Source organism: Streptomyces griseochromogenes (assembly GCF_001542625.1).
Taxonomy (GTDB): domain Bacteria; phylum Actinomycetota; class Actinomycetes; order Streptomycetales; family Streptomycetaceae; genus Streptomyces; species Streptomyces griseochromogenes.
This window is the reverse complement of sequence record NZ_CP016279.1, coordinates 5,502,805-5,517,987: the sequence shown is the minus strand read 5'-3', so window position 1 is coordinate 5,517,987 and position 15,183 is coordinate 5,502,805. Positions and strand designations below refer to the sequence as shown.

The window sequence follows — 15,183 nt, the reverse complement described above, 5'->3', positions numbered from 1 at the left end:
CATTCCGGATCAGGTGAAGGGGCCGTCGGTGACGAAGCGCTGGAGGTGGTGGGCGAAGGTGCGGGCTTCGGCGGGCGGCCAGGAGGCCAGGGATGCCTCGATGTGCGCGGCGAGGCGGCGTCGGGTGACGTCCACGGTCTGCTGCCCGGCCTCGGTGAGCGCGAGCAGGGTGGCGCGCCGGTCGCGGGGGTCGGGATCGCGGTGCAGGAGGCCGGCGTCCTCCAGGCGGGTGGCGCGGCGGGTGACGCCGGAGCGGTCCAGGCCGATCTCGCCGGCGAGGTCGGCGGCGCTGCGCGGGCCGGTGCGGGCCAGCCCGCTGAGGACGGGGTAGGTGGTCTCGTCCACGGCGTCGCCCAGGCCCTCGGTCAGGCGTTGGTACAGCTGTGTCCGGGTGTCGCGCTTGAGCAGCGCTGCCAGTGCGTCGGCGATCTCGTGTCCTACATCGTTCGGCATGCCCTCCACCAGCACAGGCCCGCCCGCTCGGGGCGAGTTCGTCTTGGGCGTGGACACGCACGGCGAGGTTCATGTCGCCGCGATGGTCTGCCCAATGGGCCAGATCCTGGGCACCAAGTCGTTTCCGGCCACTGCGGTCGGCTGCCGTCGGCTGCTCGCCTGGGCCCGCAAGTTGGGGACGGTGCGGCGGGCCGGGGTGGAGGGGACCGGTACCTTCGGCGCGGGCCTGTCGCGCTACCTGCTGGCGCAGCATGTCGCGGTGTTCGAGGTGAACCGGCCGACCGCTCGGCCCGTCGACTGCTCGGGAAGTCGGACCCGCTCGACGCGCAGGCCGCCGCGCGGGCCGTGCTCAGCGGTCGCGCCCAGGCGCGGGCGAAAACCGGCGACGGTCCGGTGCAGAGTGCCGGGATGTTCAAGCTCGCCAAGGATTCCGCGGTCAAGGCCCGCACCCTGGCGATCAACCAGCTCAAGGCCGTCCTGGTCATAGCCGACCCGGCCCTGCGGGAACGACTGTCCAGCCTGGGCAACCGCGAACTGTTCCGCACCTGCGCACGCCTCAGCCCGCGCGAGGGCCGGGCCGGCGGGAGTGTTGAGGACCCTGTAGCTGAGGCTACGCTCATGACGCTGAGCATGCTGGCTCAGCGCATCGAGCAGCTCACCGGGCAGATCGATGAGCTGAATCAGCGACTGACCGGGCTCGTTGAACGCCATGCCCCGCAGCTGCTCGCGCCGGTGGGTATCGGCCCGGACTCCGCTGTCACGCTCCTGATCACCATGGGCGACAATCCCGAGCGGCTGAGCGCCGAGGCGTCTTTCGCCGCGCGGTGCGGAGTCAGCCCCATCGAGCACTCCTCGGGCGGCGGGAGCTCACGGCGGCTCAACCATGGTGGCGACCGGCAGGCGAATGCCGCTCTGCACCGCATCGTGTTCACCCGGCTGTGCCACGACCCGCGCACCCAGGCGTACTACGCACGCCGCACACAGGAGGGCAAGACCCGGCGTGAGATCATCCGATGCCTCGCGCTATGCCGCCCGCGAGGTCTTCAACCTGGTCAGGACGGTCTCTACCGACCCCCCTCGTTATAGGGGCGTTGTGATACCGCGTGAGAGGTGAGGAACCCCCGTCGGCTTGCTCCGGCGGGGGTCCTGCGTAGACGGGGAGATGTTCGGGCAGGCACGGTCTCGCTCGGTTCTCATGGGTTTCGACAACCACATGATCACCAAGAGCCGTGCCTGCACAGCTGTCCGGATCCCCTTGCTGCGCAGCAGACATCACGCCATGTCAATCACGAACCAGGCGAACCGGACCGATCTCGACTACGCAAGGCTCCCGGTGGACACCCCCCTTGACCTGGTGACTTTCCTGGAGTTCCCCCGCCCCTGTTGCTCGCCCGGCTGTCCCACTCGCTCAGGCGATATCCGTTGGTGTGGTTGACCCACCATCTCCAGGGGCGCCACCGGCGGTTCACCGGGTACGGGGCGCGACTGTGTCAGTCGGGAGACCTCGCCGGCAGCCATGGTTCGTGCCATCGCGGATATCCGGCGACGAGCTTGCTCGCGCCCGCCGGTCCCCAGGTCCCCTGCCGGTAGGGCTCGGGGTCGCCGGGCGCCTCCAGCAGTGGCTGGACGATTCGCCACGTCTCCTCCACCGAGTCCTCCCGGGTGAACAGGCTCGCGTTGCCTTGCATCGCATCACTGAGCAGGCGCTCGTACGGTTCGGGTGCCTCACCCAGCTCGGCCGCGAAGAGGAGGTCGAGGTCCACCAGCTGCGTGTCCTGCTTGCCCGGCTGCTTGGCCTGGATGCGGAAGTTCATGCCAGGGCTCGGATCGATCCGCAGGATCCACTGGTCGGGCTCGGGCGCGAACCGCTCCGCGAACGCAAGCCGCGGCGGGCGCTTGAACATGATCCGGATCTCGGTCACTCGCTCGGGGAGCGACTTGCCGGCGCGGATGAAGAACGGCACCCCGGACCAGCGCCAGTTCTCGACCTCCAGCCGCAACCCGACGAAGGTCTCGGTGCGCGAGCGCGGCCGCACGCCGGGGACCTCCAGGTACCCCTCGTACTGCCCGCGGACGTAGTGGGCCGGGTCGGCGTCGGGGATCGCCCGGAACACATCGACCCGGCGGTCTCGGAGCGCGTCCGCATCGGCGGCTGATGGCGGCTCGGACGCCACCAGGGCGAGCAGCTGCAGCAGATGGTTCTGCACGACGTCGCGGAGCGCGCCGACCGGGTCGTAGAAGTGGCCGCGGTCCTCGACCCCGAAGTCCTCGGCCATGGTGATCTGCACGCAGGAGATGTGGTCGCGGTTCCACACCGGCTCGAACACGGAGTTGGCGAACCTCAGGAACAGGATGTCCATCGCCGGCTCCTTGCCGAGGAAGTGGTCGATCCTCAGCAGCTGGTCCTCGTCGAGGAGCTGACGCAGCTCGTCGTTGAGGGCGCGCGCCGACGCGAGGTCGTGCCCGAACGGTTTCTCCACGACGACCCGGGCGCCCTTGGTCAGCCCGGCGCCTGCCAGGCCTCCGACCACCCGGGCAAACAGCGACGGCGGGATCTCCAGGTAGAAGACGGGGCGCCGCCTGCCGTTGACCGCCCGGGCGAGGCGATGGAACGTCTCCTCGTCGGCGTAATCGCCCTGCACATAGCTGAGTCGGGCGGCGAACCGGGCAAAGACGCTGTCGTCGAGCGGCTCACCCGTTGCCTTGATCGCCGTGCGGGCGTGGTCACGCAGCGCGTCGTCGGACCAGTCGTCGCGCGCCACTCCGACGATCGGGCAGGTCAGCAGCCTGCGCCGCTCAAGCCGATAGAGCGAGCGAAACGTCATCTTTCGCGCGAGGTCGCCAGTGATCCCGAAAATGACCAGCACGTCTGCGGGAACGTTCGACGAGTTCAAAGCCATCTGATCTCCCTTACGGGGCCGGCACGGCAACATGGGCCGGGCGTCATGGTGATGCTGGCGACTGGGCGTCGGCGCGAGCCGGGCCCTGGCCGGCCGCCGCGTCCGCGAGGACGAGCGACGCCGCCGCCTCGACCCGGCCGGCGGGAACCGACCGGTCTCCCGCCACGAGCCTTGAGAGCGGTTCGCGCTTGTCCGCTCCGGTGATGCGCCAGAGCACTTGCTGGGCGCGGGCGAGCGCAGGGTAGGTGAGTGTCATGCGCTGGTGGCCCATGTAGGGCGCCGTCAGGGCCACCAGCCGGTCCGAGACTTCGAGCACCGGGTCGCGTGGCACCAGCGAGGCGGTGTGCCCGTCCGGGCCGAGGCCCAGGTGAACGAGGTCGAGACGCTCGGGCAGCGACCGCCCGTAGGCGGCGGCCGCCGCGTCAAGGTCGGTGTCGTTCACGGGCATCGCGATGACCTCGGCCGGGGCCGCACCGAGGCTCTCCCGCAGGTGGGTGAGGTTACGGTCCGGGTCGCCGTCAGGCGCGACCCGCTCGTCGACCTGGAACACCGCCACGTGCTCCCAGGGAACCCGCTCACGTGCGAGCCGCGCGAACATCGCCCATGGCGTGTGCCCCCCGCTGACGGCGAACGTGAATCGGCCGTGGGCTTGCACGCAGGCCCGGGCCAGCCGCGCCACGAACGCCGCCGCAGTGCCGGCGACCGCATCGGGGTCGGCGACGACCTCGAGTTCGTGATGCACAGCCCTCAGCCCTTCTTCTCGGCGTGCCCGCCGAACTCCGAGCGCATCGCCGAGAGGATCTTGTCGGTGAACTCCCCAGCCTGCCTGGACTCGAAGCGCTCGTACAACGAGGTGGTGATGACCGGTGCCGGGACGCCCTCGTCCACTGCGGCGAGGACGGTCCAGCGGCCTTCCCCGGAGTCGGAGACCCGCCCGGCGAAGCCGTCGAGGGAGGGCGAGCGGGCGAAGGCGTCGGCGATCAGGTCGACCAGCCACGAGCCGACGACCGAGCCGCGCCGCCAGACCTCGGCCACCTCACCGACGTCGATGTCGTACTGGTAGGCCCACGCATCGCGCAGCGGCGTCGTCTCCGCGTCGACCTCCTGCCGGCTTGTGCCGGCGTCCGCACGCTTGATGATGCTGAGGCCCTCGGCGATCGCGGCCATCATCCCGTACTCGACCCCGTTGTGGACCATCTTCACGAAGTGCCCGGCACCGTTCGGCCCGCAGTGCAGATACCCGAGCGGGGCGGTGCCGCCGGTCCGGGACCGGCTCGGCGTCGGCTCGGCGCTGCCCTCGCCGGGAGCGATGGTCCTGAAGATCGGGTCCAGATGGGCCACGACCTCGTCCTCGCCGCCGATCATCAGGCAGTAGCCGCGCTCCAGCCCCCAGACCCCACCGCTGGTCCCGCAGTCAACATAGTGCAGCGATTTGTCGGCAAGGCGCTTGGCGCGCGTGATGTCGTCGCGGTAGTAGGAATTGCCGCCGTCGATGAGGATGTCGCCGGGCTCCAGCAACGGCTCGAGCTGGTCGAGGATGGAGTCGACGATCGCAGCCGGAAGCATGAGCCACAGGGCCCGTGGCTTGTCCAGTTTCGCAACGAAATCCTGGAGTGAGTTCGCGCCCGTCGCACCCTCGTCGGCCAGTTCGGCGACTGCGTCCGCGTTGACGTCGGACACGACGCAATGGTGGCCGTCTCGCATCAGCCGACGCACCAGGTTCGCCCCCATCCGGCCGAGCCCGATCATCCCGAGCTGCATGGGCTTGTCTGTCGCCATGTGGTGCCTCCTAGTCCTTGAGCGTGCGGTAGTGCCGGATCAGCGCGTTCGTGGACGAGTCGTGGCCGAGTTCAGGCTCGGTCGCGCTCTCGAGCTCCGGGATGATCGCGACAGCAAGCACCTTGCCGAGTTCGACGCCCCACTGGTCGAAGGAGTCGATCCCCCAGATCGTCCCCTGGGTGAACACGCTGTGCTCGTAGAGCGCGACCAGCGTGCCGAGCCGGTACGGGGTGAGGACCTCTGCCAGCAGCACGTTCGTCGGGCGGTTGCCCTCCATCACCCGGTGCGGCGCCACGTCCTGAGCCGTCCCCTCGGCGCGCACCTCCTCCTCGGTCTTGCCGAAGGCGAGCGCCTGGGCCTGGGCGAAGACGTTCGACGAGAGGATGTCGTGGTGGCTGCCGAGTGGGTTGAGCGACTTGCCGAAGCCGATCAGGTCCACCGGGATCAGCTTGGTGCCCTGGTGGATCAGCTGGTAGAAGCTGTGCTGCCCGTTGGTCCCCGGTTCCCCCCAGTACACCGCGCCGGTCTGGTAGTCCACCGGCACGCCCTCGAGCGTCACGTGCTTGCCGTTGGACTCCATGGTGAGCTGCTGCAGGTAGGCCGGGAAGCGCTTCAGGTATTGGTCGTAGGGCATCACGCCGATGGTCTGGGCGCCGAAGAAGTCGCCGTACCAGACGGCGAGCAGTCCCATCAGGACCGGCAGGTTCTGTTCGAACGGCGCGGTGCGGAAGTGCGTGTCCATCGCGTGGAACCCGGCGAGGAGATCGCGGTATTTGTCGGGACCCACAGCGAGCATCGTCGAGAGACCGATCGCGGAGTCCATCGAGTAGCGCCCGCCGACCCAGTCCCAGAAGCCGAACATGTTCGCGGTGTCGATGCCGAACTCGGTGACCCGCTGCGCGTTCGTGGACACCGCCACGAAATGCCGGGCGACCGCCGTCTCGTCACCGAGCTGCGCCAGGACCCATTCACGCGCAGAGCGGGCATTGGTCATCGTCTCCAGTGTCCCGAACGTCTTCGAGGCGATGATGAACAGCGTCTCCTCGGCGGCCAGATCACGGGTCGCCTCGACGATGTCGGTCGAGTCGACGTTGGACACGAACCTGAACGTGAGATCGCGCCGGCTGTAATGGCGCAGCGCCTCGTAGGCCATGACGGGCCCGAGGTCGGAGCCGCCGATGCCGACGTTGACGATGTTGCGGATCGGCTTGCCGGTGGCGCCTCTCCAGGCGCCCGAGCGGACCTGGTCCGCGAACGCCTCCATCCGGTCGAGTACCTCGTGCACCTGAGCCCCGACGTCCACTCCGTCGACGACGAGCGTGGACTCCTTCGGCATCCGCAGCGCCACGTGCAGCACCGGCCGGTGCTCCGAGACGTTGATCCGATCGCCGGCGAACATCTGGTCGATGTGCTCGCGCAGCCCCGACTCCTCGGCGAGCTGGAGCAGCAGCCGCAGGGTCTCGTCGGTGATCCGGTTCTTCGAATAGTCCAGGTACAGGCCGGTGGCCTCGGCCGTCATCCGCTCGCCGCGTCCCGGATCGGCGGCGAACAGCTCGCGCAGGTGGCACCCGGCGATCTCGGACTGATGGCCCGCGAGCGCCTTCCACGCAGGACGCTCGCGCAGCGCGGTCGATGGCATGGCTCGCTCCTCTGATGGGTTCGGTCCGGCCGCTCGACACCAGGTCAGGCCACGGCCTTGCTCTGCACGTCGATTCGCTCCATGAGGTCGCTCCAGGCCGCGACAAAGGACTTGGCGCCTTCGCTCTGCAACTCGGTGGCAAGCGCCTTGATGTCGACGCCCGCGCTCGCGAAGCGGGCCAGCATGGCCTCGGATTCGCCCCCGTCCGACGGCAGTGTCTCTCCGATCTCGCCATGGTCGAAGAAGGCTTTCAGGGCGTCGTCGGGCATCGTGTTGACCGTGAACGGCGCGGCCAGACCGTGGACGTAGAGCGTGTCGGAGGCGGCCGGGTCCTTCGTCCTCGTGCTGGCCCAGAGCAGCCGCTGCATGCGCGCGCCGGCGTTCTCGAGCCGCTGGAAGCGCTCCGAGCCCATCACTTCGCGGTACGCCCGGTACACGTCGAGGCCGACGGCGAGGGCGAGGGTGTCGGTGAGGTCGGCCGGTGCGGTGTCCTTGACCGCCACGTCCCAGCGTGACATGAACACCGACGCCACCGAGCCGACAGCGGGGTCGTGCCCGGCCTGCACGCGGCGCTCGACGCCACGCAGGTAGGCGTCAGCCGCGGCCCGGTAGTGGTCTGCCGAGAACAGCAGCGTCACGTTCACCGGAACGCCCGAGGCGATGGCCTCCTCGATCGCCGACAGCCCCTCGGGCGTCCCGGGGATCTTGATGAAGAGGTTGCGCCGGTCGGCTCTGGCGTGCAGCGCCTTGGCGGCCGCCACCGTTCGCTGCGTGTCGTAGGCGAGCAGCGGCGAGACCTCCAGCGAGACCCAGCCGTCGACGCCGTCGGTGCGTTCGTGGATGGGCAGGAACAGGTCGGCGGCCCGCTGCAGATCCTCGATGGCCAGCTCGAAGAACAGCTCCTCGCCCTTGCGCCCGCCCGCCGCCTTCGCGCGGATCGCGTCGTCGTAGTCACCGGAGCCGATCGCCTTGTCGAAGGCCGAGGGGTTGGAGGTGAGCCCTGTCACGGAGTACTGGTCGATGTAGTGCTGGATCTGGGCCGTATCGAGCATCGAACGGGTGATGTTGTCCAGCCAGATGCTCTGGCCCTGTTCATGAAGCGCCTGGGTTACGTTCACGCCTTCTCCCTACCGGCGGCCACGCACTCGCGGGCAACTTGGGTGACCTTCTCGGGAGTGAAGCCGAATTTGGTCAGCAGCTTCTTGAGCGGCGCCGATGCCCCGAACGTGTGCATGCCGACGACCGCGCCGCCGTCGCCGACGTAACGGTCCCAGCCGAGGGTCGCCGCCTGCTCGATGGCGACCCGGGCCCTGACCCCGGGCGGGATGACCGAGTCTCGGTATTCCTTGGGCTGACGGTCGAACAATTCCCAGCAGGGCATGCTGACCACGCGAGCCGCGAGGCCCTCGGCGGCGAGCTCGGCACGGGCCACGAGCGCGAGTTGCACCTCCGACCCCGTGGCGAGCAGGATGACGTCGGGCTTGCCGTCCGCCGCGTCGACCAGAACATAGGCTCCCCTGGCCACCCCGGATGCGGCCCCCATCTCGGAGCGATCGAGGGTCGGCAGTGCCTGACGGGAAAGGACCAGCACCGCCGGCTCATGCCTGAGCGCGGCGACGACCCGCCAGGTCTCGACGACCTCGTTCGCGTCGGCCGGGCGGAAGACCAGCAGCCCCGGCATCGCGCGCAGCGACGCGAGCTGCTCGACCGGCTGGTGGGTGGGGCCGTCCTCGCCGACCCCGATCGAGTCATGGGTGAAGATGTGTACGACCGGGATCTCCATCAGCGCTGAGAGCCGGATCGCGCCGCGTGCGTAGTCCGAGAAGATCAGGAACCCCGACCAGTACGGGCGCAGCTTGGTCAGCGCCATCCCGTTCGTGATCGCGGTGGCGGCGTGCTCGCGGATCCCGAAGTGGAGGTTGCGCCCCGAGCGGTCATCGGCCTGGAAGTCACCGGCGCCGGAGAACGTGAGGTTGGTCTTGGTCGACGGTGAGAGGTCCGCCGACCCGCCGAGCACCCACGGCACGGCTTGGGCAAGCGCGTTGAGCACCTGGCCGCTGGAGTCACGGCTGGCGATGCCTTTGGGGTCGGCCGGGAAGGTCGGCAGCGCCGACTCCCAGCCCTCCGGCAGGTCACGCCGCTGGATACGCTCCAGCTCGTCGGCGAGGTCGGGATGGGTGGTTCGGTAGGCCTCGATCCGAGCCTCCCAGCTCGTCCGGGCTTCGCGACCGCGCGCGCCGACGCCTGCGGCGAAGTGCTCGTAGACGCCGTCGGGAACGAAGAAGTCCTTGTCTTCAGGCATCCCGAGGAATCGCTTGGTCGACTTGACACCCTCCACGCCGAACGGCGCGCCGTGCGCCTTCGGGGTGTCCTCGACCGGTGACCCGTAGCCGATGTGGCTGTGCACCACGATGAGCGTCGGGCGCTCATGCTCGGACTTGAAGGTGTGCAGCGCGCGGGCCACGGCGTCAAGGTCGTTGGCGTCGGCCACGGTGGTGACGTTCCAGCCGTAGCCGATGAACCGGGCCGCCACATCCTCGGTGAACGCGATGTCGGTGTGGCCCTCGATCGTCACCCGGTTGGAGTCGTAGATCCAGCAGAGGTTCGACAGTCGCTGGTGGGCCGCGAGCGAGGCGGCCTCCGAGGCGATCCCCTCCATCATGCAGCCGTCGCCGGCCATCGCGTACACGTCGAAGTCGAAGACGGTGAAGTCGTCGCGGTTGTACCGGGCGGCGAGCCACTGCCCGGCGATCGCCATCCCGACCGAGGTCGCAACGCCCTGGCCGAGCGGGCCGGTCGTGGTCTCCACGCCGCTGGTCCACCGGTACTCCGGGTGCCCGGGGCAGTGCGAGCCGAGCTGGCGGAACGTCCTGAGGTCGTCGAGGGTGACGGCGGGTCGGCCGAGGACCTCGTAGTCGGGGTCGACGGACTGCACGCCGGCGAGGTGCAACAGCGACCAGAGCAATGCGGAGGCGTGTCCTTCCGACAGCACGAAGCGGTCGCGGTTGGGCCAGATCGGGTCGGTCGGGTCGAAGCGCAGGAAGTGTTGCCAGAGCGTGTACGCGACCGGGGCGATTCCCATCGGGGTCCCCGGATGGCCGGAGTCGGCCGCCTGAATGGCGTCCATGCACAGAGTGCGGATCGTGTTGACGGAAAGTGAATCCAGGTCGTTGTTGCTCAATGCGAGCCTCCCTGAAGGTGCTGCCCCTCCGCTCATATCGAGCGCGGCAGACTAGGGTTGGGCTTTCCCGGCCGGGGCGAAGAGCGCCGCGCCGACAATGCCCGCATCGTTCAACAGCTGCGCCGGCACGATCTCGGTCCTGAGCTCGATGTACGGCAGGAACTTGTCGGCCTTCTTGCTGACGCCACCGCCGATGACAATCAGGTCGGGCCACAGCAGCCGCTGGACGAGCTCGAGATACGTCTCCAGACGGTGCGCCCATTTCTTCCAGGACAGGTCGTCGTGCTCGCGCACCGACTCCGCGGCCCAGTCCTCGGCATCCATGTGGTGCAGCGGCAGGTGTCCCAGTTCGCTGTTGGGTACCAGGTACCCGTCGGAGAAGACGGCGCTGCCGATGCCGGTGCCGAGCGTCACCATCACGACGACACCCTTGCGTCCCTTGCCGGCGCCGAAGCGCATCTCGGCGATCCCGGCCGCGTCGGCGTCGTTCACTACCCTCACGTCGCGGCCGGTCGCTCGTGCGAAGAGCTGGGCCGCGTCCGTCTCCATCCAGGCCGGGTCGATATTGGCCGCCGTCTGGACTTTGCCGCCCCGGATGACCGCCGGGAGCGTCAGCCCGACCGGTCCTGGGACGCCGATCTGGGAGAGCACCTGCACGACCACGTCCGCGACTGCCCCCGGGGTCGCCGGATGCGGGGTCGGGATCCGGACCCGCTCACCGATGAGGCTGCCGAGCTCGAGGTCGACCGGCGCTCCCTTGATACCGGTTCCGCCGATGTCGACCCCCAGCACGTGGGCCGTCTTGTCCAGACTTTCCTGCGCCACTGCCCGCTCCCCTCAGGGGCCGGCCCAAAATGTTTTGTTTGAATTTTGGACATCAAACCCCGTAAGAGCTTCGCTATACAATTCTCAATACTCGCACACATCCTTTATATTCGCCACATCACCCTTATGGGGTTTTCGAAGCCCAAAGGGTATTTAAAAATGGCGCACCTTAAAGGGCATCGGCCGTCCCTCTGCTCGAGAGGAACACGACTGCGACTCATGCCAGCCGTGACGGTATCCTCCAGCAACTTTCGGAAATCAAGCCGACCGGGAATCCGTCCCTCAAATCCCCCGCATCCACGAGCCGATGCCTCTCCCCACCCGGACCGGCCGCGACCAGGGCTTACGGAGGCGTGATGCCAACCCGCCCGATCCGCCTGCTTCTTGCCGACGTCGACGGCACTTTGGTCACGAGCGACAAGGTCCTCACCGACCGCGCCGTCCGTGCGGCCCACAAGCTCTACGACGCCGGCGTCCTCTTCGCGGTGACCAGCGGGAGATCGCCTCGCGGCATGTCCATGATCATCGAGCCCCTGACACTGGCCACTGAACTCGCCGCCTTCATCGTGTGGGTTAGCGCACGGAAGCACTCAACAGCGCAGCCACACGGGCCACTTGACCGCGCGAGCGGCCCGCACGCGCCTCGCGCCAGCCCCGCTCACCGCCCCCAGGCTCACTACCGGGGTTGTCGAGCAGCAGGTCATTCCCGCAGAGGTGGTGGCCCCGTGGCCGCCTTGATGATCTCCCGCCAGGTCGTGCTGGGGCGTACCAGCCATAGGCCGGAGGGAAGCCGTCCGTGCTGGTCCAAGGTTCGTGGGCGGCAGGCCGCCGCTGCGGGTGCGGCTTGCGGGCTGGACCGTCGTGGAAGAGGACCGATATGTCGAAGGTGTCGGCGTCGACCAGGGGCGGCACGTCGGCCACATGTGCGGGAATCACGTCGGTCACCCTTTGAGGGACCGTCGCCAGCCTTCCTCGATGAGCTCGTTCGTATCAACCTTCCGGCCGGGCAGCGACGCTGACAGGAAAAGAGAAATAGGCGTCGTGTAGGTAATGGTTTCGATCAAGTTCACCGCGGACTGCAACGGGTCTCCTACACATCCGCACTCATCAGCATCCGCAACTGCGCAGGGTCCCGTCGGTTCTGCGACCGCAAGAGAGCTGAAGGAAAGCGGCACACCCAAGCCGTGCTGGCTCTCGCCCGCCGACGAGTCAACGTCTTGTGGGCGCTTCTGCGTGACAGACGGTGCTATGAAGTCCTACCACCCGTCACCGCAGCGGCTTGACAACAACTGTGAGTCCCACCGAGCTCGGTTCGATCACCCACGCCGACGTCGACTGGCTCCGTGACGACGTCCTCAAGGAGCTGAACAGCACGATCCAGCGGGTCACGTCGTTCTTCGGCGACCGCTACGTCGACGTCTACTCCTCCAGCGTGGGCCACGACGCCTGCCAGCCCGCGGGCACCAAGTGGGTCGAGGGAATCTGCGGCGACGCCGCGGACTACTGGCCCGCCAAGGTCCCCGGCACGCTGCTGAACTGCGCTCTCGTCGGCAAGCGCGCCACCCTGGTCCATCCCAACGCCGAAGGACACGCCAACACCGCCGCCCACGTCGAACGAGCCATCCGCATCGCTCTCCTCGAACGCTGACCAACCAGCCCGAACCCCGACGCCAGAGCCACGGCACCCGTACGGAAACGCGGACCGAAGCCACCTGGCCGACCAGCACAAGGAACGCCGCCCTCCGGCGGCCAACATCTTCCGGGCGCTCGCCGGGTACACCCATCGCGAGGTGTACCCGGAAGAGCCAGGTCAGCCAGATGCTCGACCGTGCTCCTTCGGTCAGGGAATGGCTACTGCGGGAGAGCGCGGGCCCGGGCCTGCCGTGACAGGCGTTGCCAGCAGATGAGCGCGCATCCCAGGGTGAGGCTTCGTGGATGTCGTCGCGGATCTCCCAGCGGATCCGTAGGCGGTGGAACCAGTGCAGGTGAGCGAAGGCCCGCTCGACCACCCAGCGGACCTTGCCCAGTCCGGAGCCGTGAGCGACGCCGCGGCGGGCGATCACGGGTTTGATGCCCCGTTTCCACAGCAGGCGGCGGTACTTGTCGAAGTCGTAGCCCCGGTCAGCGTACAGCCGCCGGGGTCTGCGGCGGGGGCGGCCCCGTAGGCCCCGGATCGGCGGGACCGCGTCCGGCAAGGGCAGGAGCTGGGTGACGTCGTGTCGGTTGCCGCCAGTGAGCGTGACGGCGAGCAGGGTTCCGTGACGGTCGACGATTAGGTGGTGCTTGGAGCCGGGACGGGCCCGGTCGACGGGCGAGGGGCCGACGTGATTCCACCCTTTGAGAGCGCGGACGTGCGAGCCGTCTACGGCGCTGTCATCCAGGTCCGACAGGACCGCGCGACGCAACTCGCTGAGCAGAGCAGCGTGTAGGCGGGGCCAGACGCCGGCCTCGGTCCAGTCCCGCAGCCGGCGCCGGGCTGTCACCCCGGAGCAGCCCACCGTCTCCTCGGGGACATCACGCCAGGCGACACCGGTCCGCAGCACGTACAGGACGCCCGCGAGCGCCGTTCGGTCCGGAACACGCAACCGTCCCGTATAGCGGCGCCGCCGCTCGGGAGCCGGCGGCAGCAGCGGAGCTACCCGCTCCCACAGGTCGTCAGGAACGAGATCAGAACGTACCCGGGACAGCCTGTTGACCAAGATCGTCAAGCACAAGACCCGTGGCTCAACTCATTCTGAAACGATCAGTTACCCGCACCGGCGTCTCAGCCATGAGGCCGCGGATCCGGTTCACCCCGAGCTCCTGCCGCTCCTGACCGGCAACCCCCTCGCGCCACCACGCGGTCTGCCACCCGCAGACCGTTCTGCGACCTGAAACGCCTCCCTCAGGAAGGACGATCCTGATGCATACCGGAACGCACATACATGCCGTCCGTATACGGGACAGGCGCCTGTGAATGGCGGCTCTCGCCGTTGTCTCGCAGTGCCTGGCGCTGGTCACTGGCATGACACCGACCCGCGCCCTCGCCGCGGTCGCAACCACCTCGATCACCGTCGACGGGAAGTCTCCCGGCCGCACCTTCGACGGCGTCGGAGCCATCAGCGGTGGCGGCAGCAACTCGCGTCTTCTCATCGACTACCCCGAGCCGCAGCGCAGCCAGATCCTCGACTACCTCTTCAAGCCCGGCCATGGCGCATCCTTGCAGATACTCAAGGTGGAGATCGGTGGCGACACCAACTCCACGGACGGCGCCGAGTCCAGCATCGAGCATTCTCCCGGCAAGATCAACTGCAGCGCCGACAACGGCTACGAGTGGTGGCTGATGCGGCAGGCCAAGCTGCGCACCCCGAACATCAGGCTGTACGCCCTCGCATGGGGCGCCCCGGGTTTCCTCGGCGGTCACAACTTCTGGTCCACCAGCTCACCGTCGACCGTGGACTACCTGATGAGCTGGCTCGGCTGCGCCAAGCAGAACAACTTCACCGTCGACTACCTCGGCGGCTGGAACGAGAGGTACGACACCACGAAAAGCCCCGCCTGGTAGGAGGCCCTGCATGCCGCACTCGCGAAGAGGGGCTATCCCACGAAGATCGTGGGCGCCGACAACGACTGGGCGATCGCCAATGACATCGTGAGCCGGCCCGCGCTGGCTTCGGCCGTGGACATCATCGGCGCGCACTACACCTGCGGCTACCGATCCGATCAGACGAGCTGCGGCAGCTCGGCCAACGCGCAGGTGTCGGGCAAGCAGCTGTGGTCGAGCGAGAACGGTTCGGACGACGCCGACGCCGGCGCCACCGCGATGGCCCGGGGTATCAACCGCGGGTACCTGGACGCCAGGACGACCGCCTACATCAACTGGCCGTTGACCGCCTCGATCACTCCCAACCTCGACTACAACGGGGTTGGCCTGATCCGGGCCAACCAGCCCTGGTCCGGTGCGTACAACGTCGGGCGCAGCGCCTGGGTCATGGCGCAGACCAGCCAGTTCACGTCTCCCGGCTGGAAGTACCTGGACACCGCCGGAGGCTATGTCGGCGGCGACCGGGCCAACGGCAGCTACGTCAGCTACGCGGCTCCGGACAAGTCGGCCTGGAGCACGGTATTCGAGACCATGGACGCCACCGCCGACCAGACCGTCTCCCTGAGTGTCACCGGCGGTCTGCCCGGCGGCACGTTGCACGTGTGGACGACGGACATGAGTACCGATCACCCACGCATGGTCCCCGCATCCGATCTGACAGCCTCCAGCGGCAGCTATCAGCTCACCCTGCGACCCAAGGGCCTCTACACCGTCACCACCACGAACGGGGCAGGCGCCCGGAACCGCCACGGGCCCACAGCGCTCCCTGCTCAGGCTTCCCTATGCCGACAGCTTCGCCGGCTACCCCACGGGCAGTGAGGCC

Annotated in this window: 10 protein-coding genes and 4 pseudogenes; 5 read left to right on the top strand and 9 right to left on the bottom strand. The window is 68.3% G+C overall.

The genetic code is table 11. From position 1 onward, the window contains the following. Positions 1-9: 9 nt before the first annotated feature. Positions 10-453 carry a MarR family winged helix-turn-helix transcriptional regulator gene (locus AVL59_RS23485; RefSeq protein ID WP_067317658.1) on the bottom strand — a complete coding sequence of 148 codons (444 nt, stop codon included), beginning with the start codon at positions 451-453 and terminating at the stop codon, positions 10-12. Here AVL59_RS23485 and AVL59_RS56890 point away from each other — a divergent pair. Then, a pseudogene (locus AVL59_RS56890) lies at positions 452-1,567 on the top strand (IS110 family RNA-guided transposase). The gene AVL59_RS23485 and the pseudogene AVL59_RS56890 overlap by 2 nt on opposite strands. 376 nt (positions 1,568-1,943) lie before the next feature. Here the strand turns inward: AVL59_RS56890 and zwf are convergent. From zwf to ppgK, 7 genes are read right to left on the bottom strand one after another with little or no spacing between them, the layout of a single operon-like run. Next, complete coding sequence (zwf, locus tag AVL59_RS23475) at positions 1,944-3,353, bottom strand: glucose-6-phosphate dehydrogenase (protein WP_067307726.1); 1,410 nt, start codon at positions 3,351-3,353, stop codon at positions 1,944-1,946. Between the two features lie 43 nt (positions 3,354-3,396). Further along, entirely contained in the window at positions 3,397-4,095 is a 699-nt protein-coding gene (gene pgl / locus AVL59_RS23470) for a 6-phosphogluconolactonase (RefSeq protein WP_067307723.1), read from the bottom strand. 5 nt (positions 4,096-4,100) lie between these two features. Next, positions 4,101-5,132 (bottom strand): phosphogluconate dehydrogenase (NAD(+)-dependent, decarboxylating), encoded by a 1,032-nt coding sequence (gene gnd, locus AVL59_RS23465; RefSeq protein WP_067307712.1) that lies wholly within the window; start codon positions 5,130-5,132, stop codon positions 4,101-4,103. A 10-nt stretch (positions 5,133-5,142) separates the two neighbouring features. Next, entirely contained in the window at positions 5,143-6,771 is a 1,629-nt protein-coding gene (gene pgi / locus AVL59_RS23460) for a glucose-6-phosphate isomerase (RefSeq protein ID WP_067307711.1), read from the bottom strand. A 44-nt stretch (positions 6,772-6,815) separates the two neighbouring features. Further along, positions 6,816-7,889, bottom strand: coding sequence for a transaldolase (gene tal, locus AVL59_RS23455; RefSeq protein ID WP_067307708.1), 1,074 nt, complete (start codon positions 7,887-7,889; stop codon positions 6,816-6,818). Then, positions 7,886-9,988, bottom strand: coding sequence for a transketolase (gene tkt / locus AVL59_RS23450; protein ID WP_067307705.1), 2,103 nt, complete (start codon positions 9,986-9,988; stop codon positions 7,886-7,888). The genes tal and tkt overlap by 4 nt, the downstream gene beginning before the upstream one ends. A 15-nt stretch (positions 9,989-10,003) precedes the next feature. After that, positions 10,004-10,777 (bottom strand): polyphosphate--glucose phosphotransferase, encoded by a 774-nt coding sequence (ppgK, locus tag AVL59_RS23445; RefSeq protein ID WP_079146921.1) that lies wholly within the window; start codon positions 10,775-10,777, stop codon positions 10,004-10,006. Positions 10,778-11,133: 356 nt separating this feature from the next. On the opposite strand from ppgK, the gene AVL59_RS56580 reads away from it, so the two are divergent. The 3 genes and pseudogenes from AVL59_RS56580 (at position 11,134) to AVL59_RS23440 (ending at position 12,425) form a co-directional block, all read left to right on the top strand. Next, entirely contained in the window at positions 11,134-11,796 is a 663-nt protein-coding gene (locus AVL59_RS56580; protein ID WP_208870432.1) for an HAD family hydrolase, read from the top strand. Positions 11,797-11,844: 48 nt separating this feature from the next. Beyond that, positions 11,845-12,060: pseudogene (locus AVL59_RS49035) on the top strand (IS110 family transposase); the annotation flags it as partial. Between the two features lie 8 nt (positions 12,061-12,068). Then, entirely contained in the window at positions 12,069-12,425 is a 357-nt protein-coding gene (locus tag AVL59_RS23440; RefSeq protein ID WP_237281632.1) for an SGNH/GDSL hydrolase family protein, read from the top strand. A 203-nt stretch (positions 12,426-12,628) separates the two neighbouring features. Here the strand turns inward: AVL59_RS23440 and AVL59_RS49030 are convergent. Beyond that, positions 12,629-13,464, bottom strand: a pseudogene (locus AVL59_RS49030) (IS5 family transposase). Between the two features lie 269 nt (positions 13,465-13,733). On the opposite strand from AVL59_RS49030, the pseudogene AVL59_RS54760 reads away from it, so the two are divergent. Then, positions 13,734-15,179 (top strand): annotated as a pseudogene (locus tag AVL59_RS54760) (glycoside hydrolase family 30 protein). Positions 15,180-15,183: the final 4 nt, after the last annotated feature.

Excerpts from the sequence above, each read along its gene's own strand:
- AVL59_RS23485 (WP_067317658.1), bottom strand. The coding sequence starts at position 453 with ATGCCGAACGATGTAGGACACGAGATCGCCGACGCACTGGCAGCGCTG.
- zwf (WP_067307726.1), bottom strand. The coding sequence starts at position 3,353 with ATGGCTTTGAACTCGTCGAACGTTCCCGCAGACGTGCTGGTCATTTTC.
- gnd (WP_067307712.1), bottom strand. The coding sequence starts at position 5,132 with ATGGCGACAGACAAGCCCATGCAGCTCGGGATGATCGGGCTCGGCCGG.
- pgi (WP_067307711.1), bottom strand. The coding sequence starts at position 6,771 with ATGCCATCGACCGCGCTGCGCGAGCGTCCTGCGTGGAAGGCGCTCGCG.
- tkt (WP_067307705.1), bottom strand. The coding sequence starts at position 9,988 with ATGAGCGGAGGGGCAGCACCTTCAGGGAGGCTCGCATTGAGCAACAAC.
- AVL59_RS56580 (WP_208870432.1), top strand. The coding sequence starts at position 11,134 with ATGCCAACCCGCCCGATCCGCCTGCTTCTTGCCGACGTCGACGGCACT.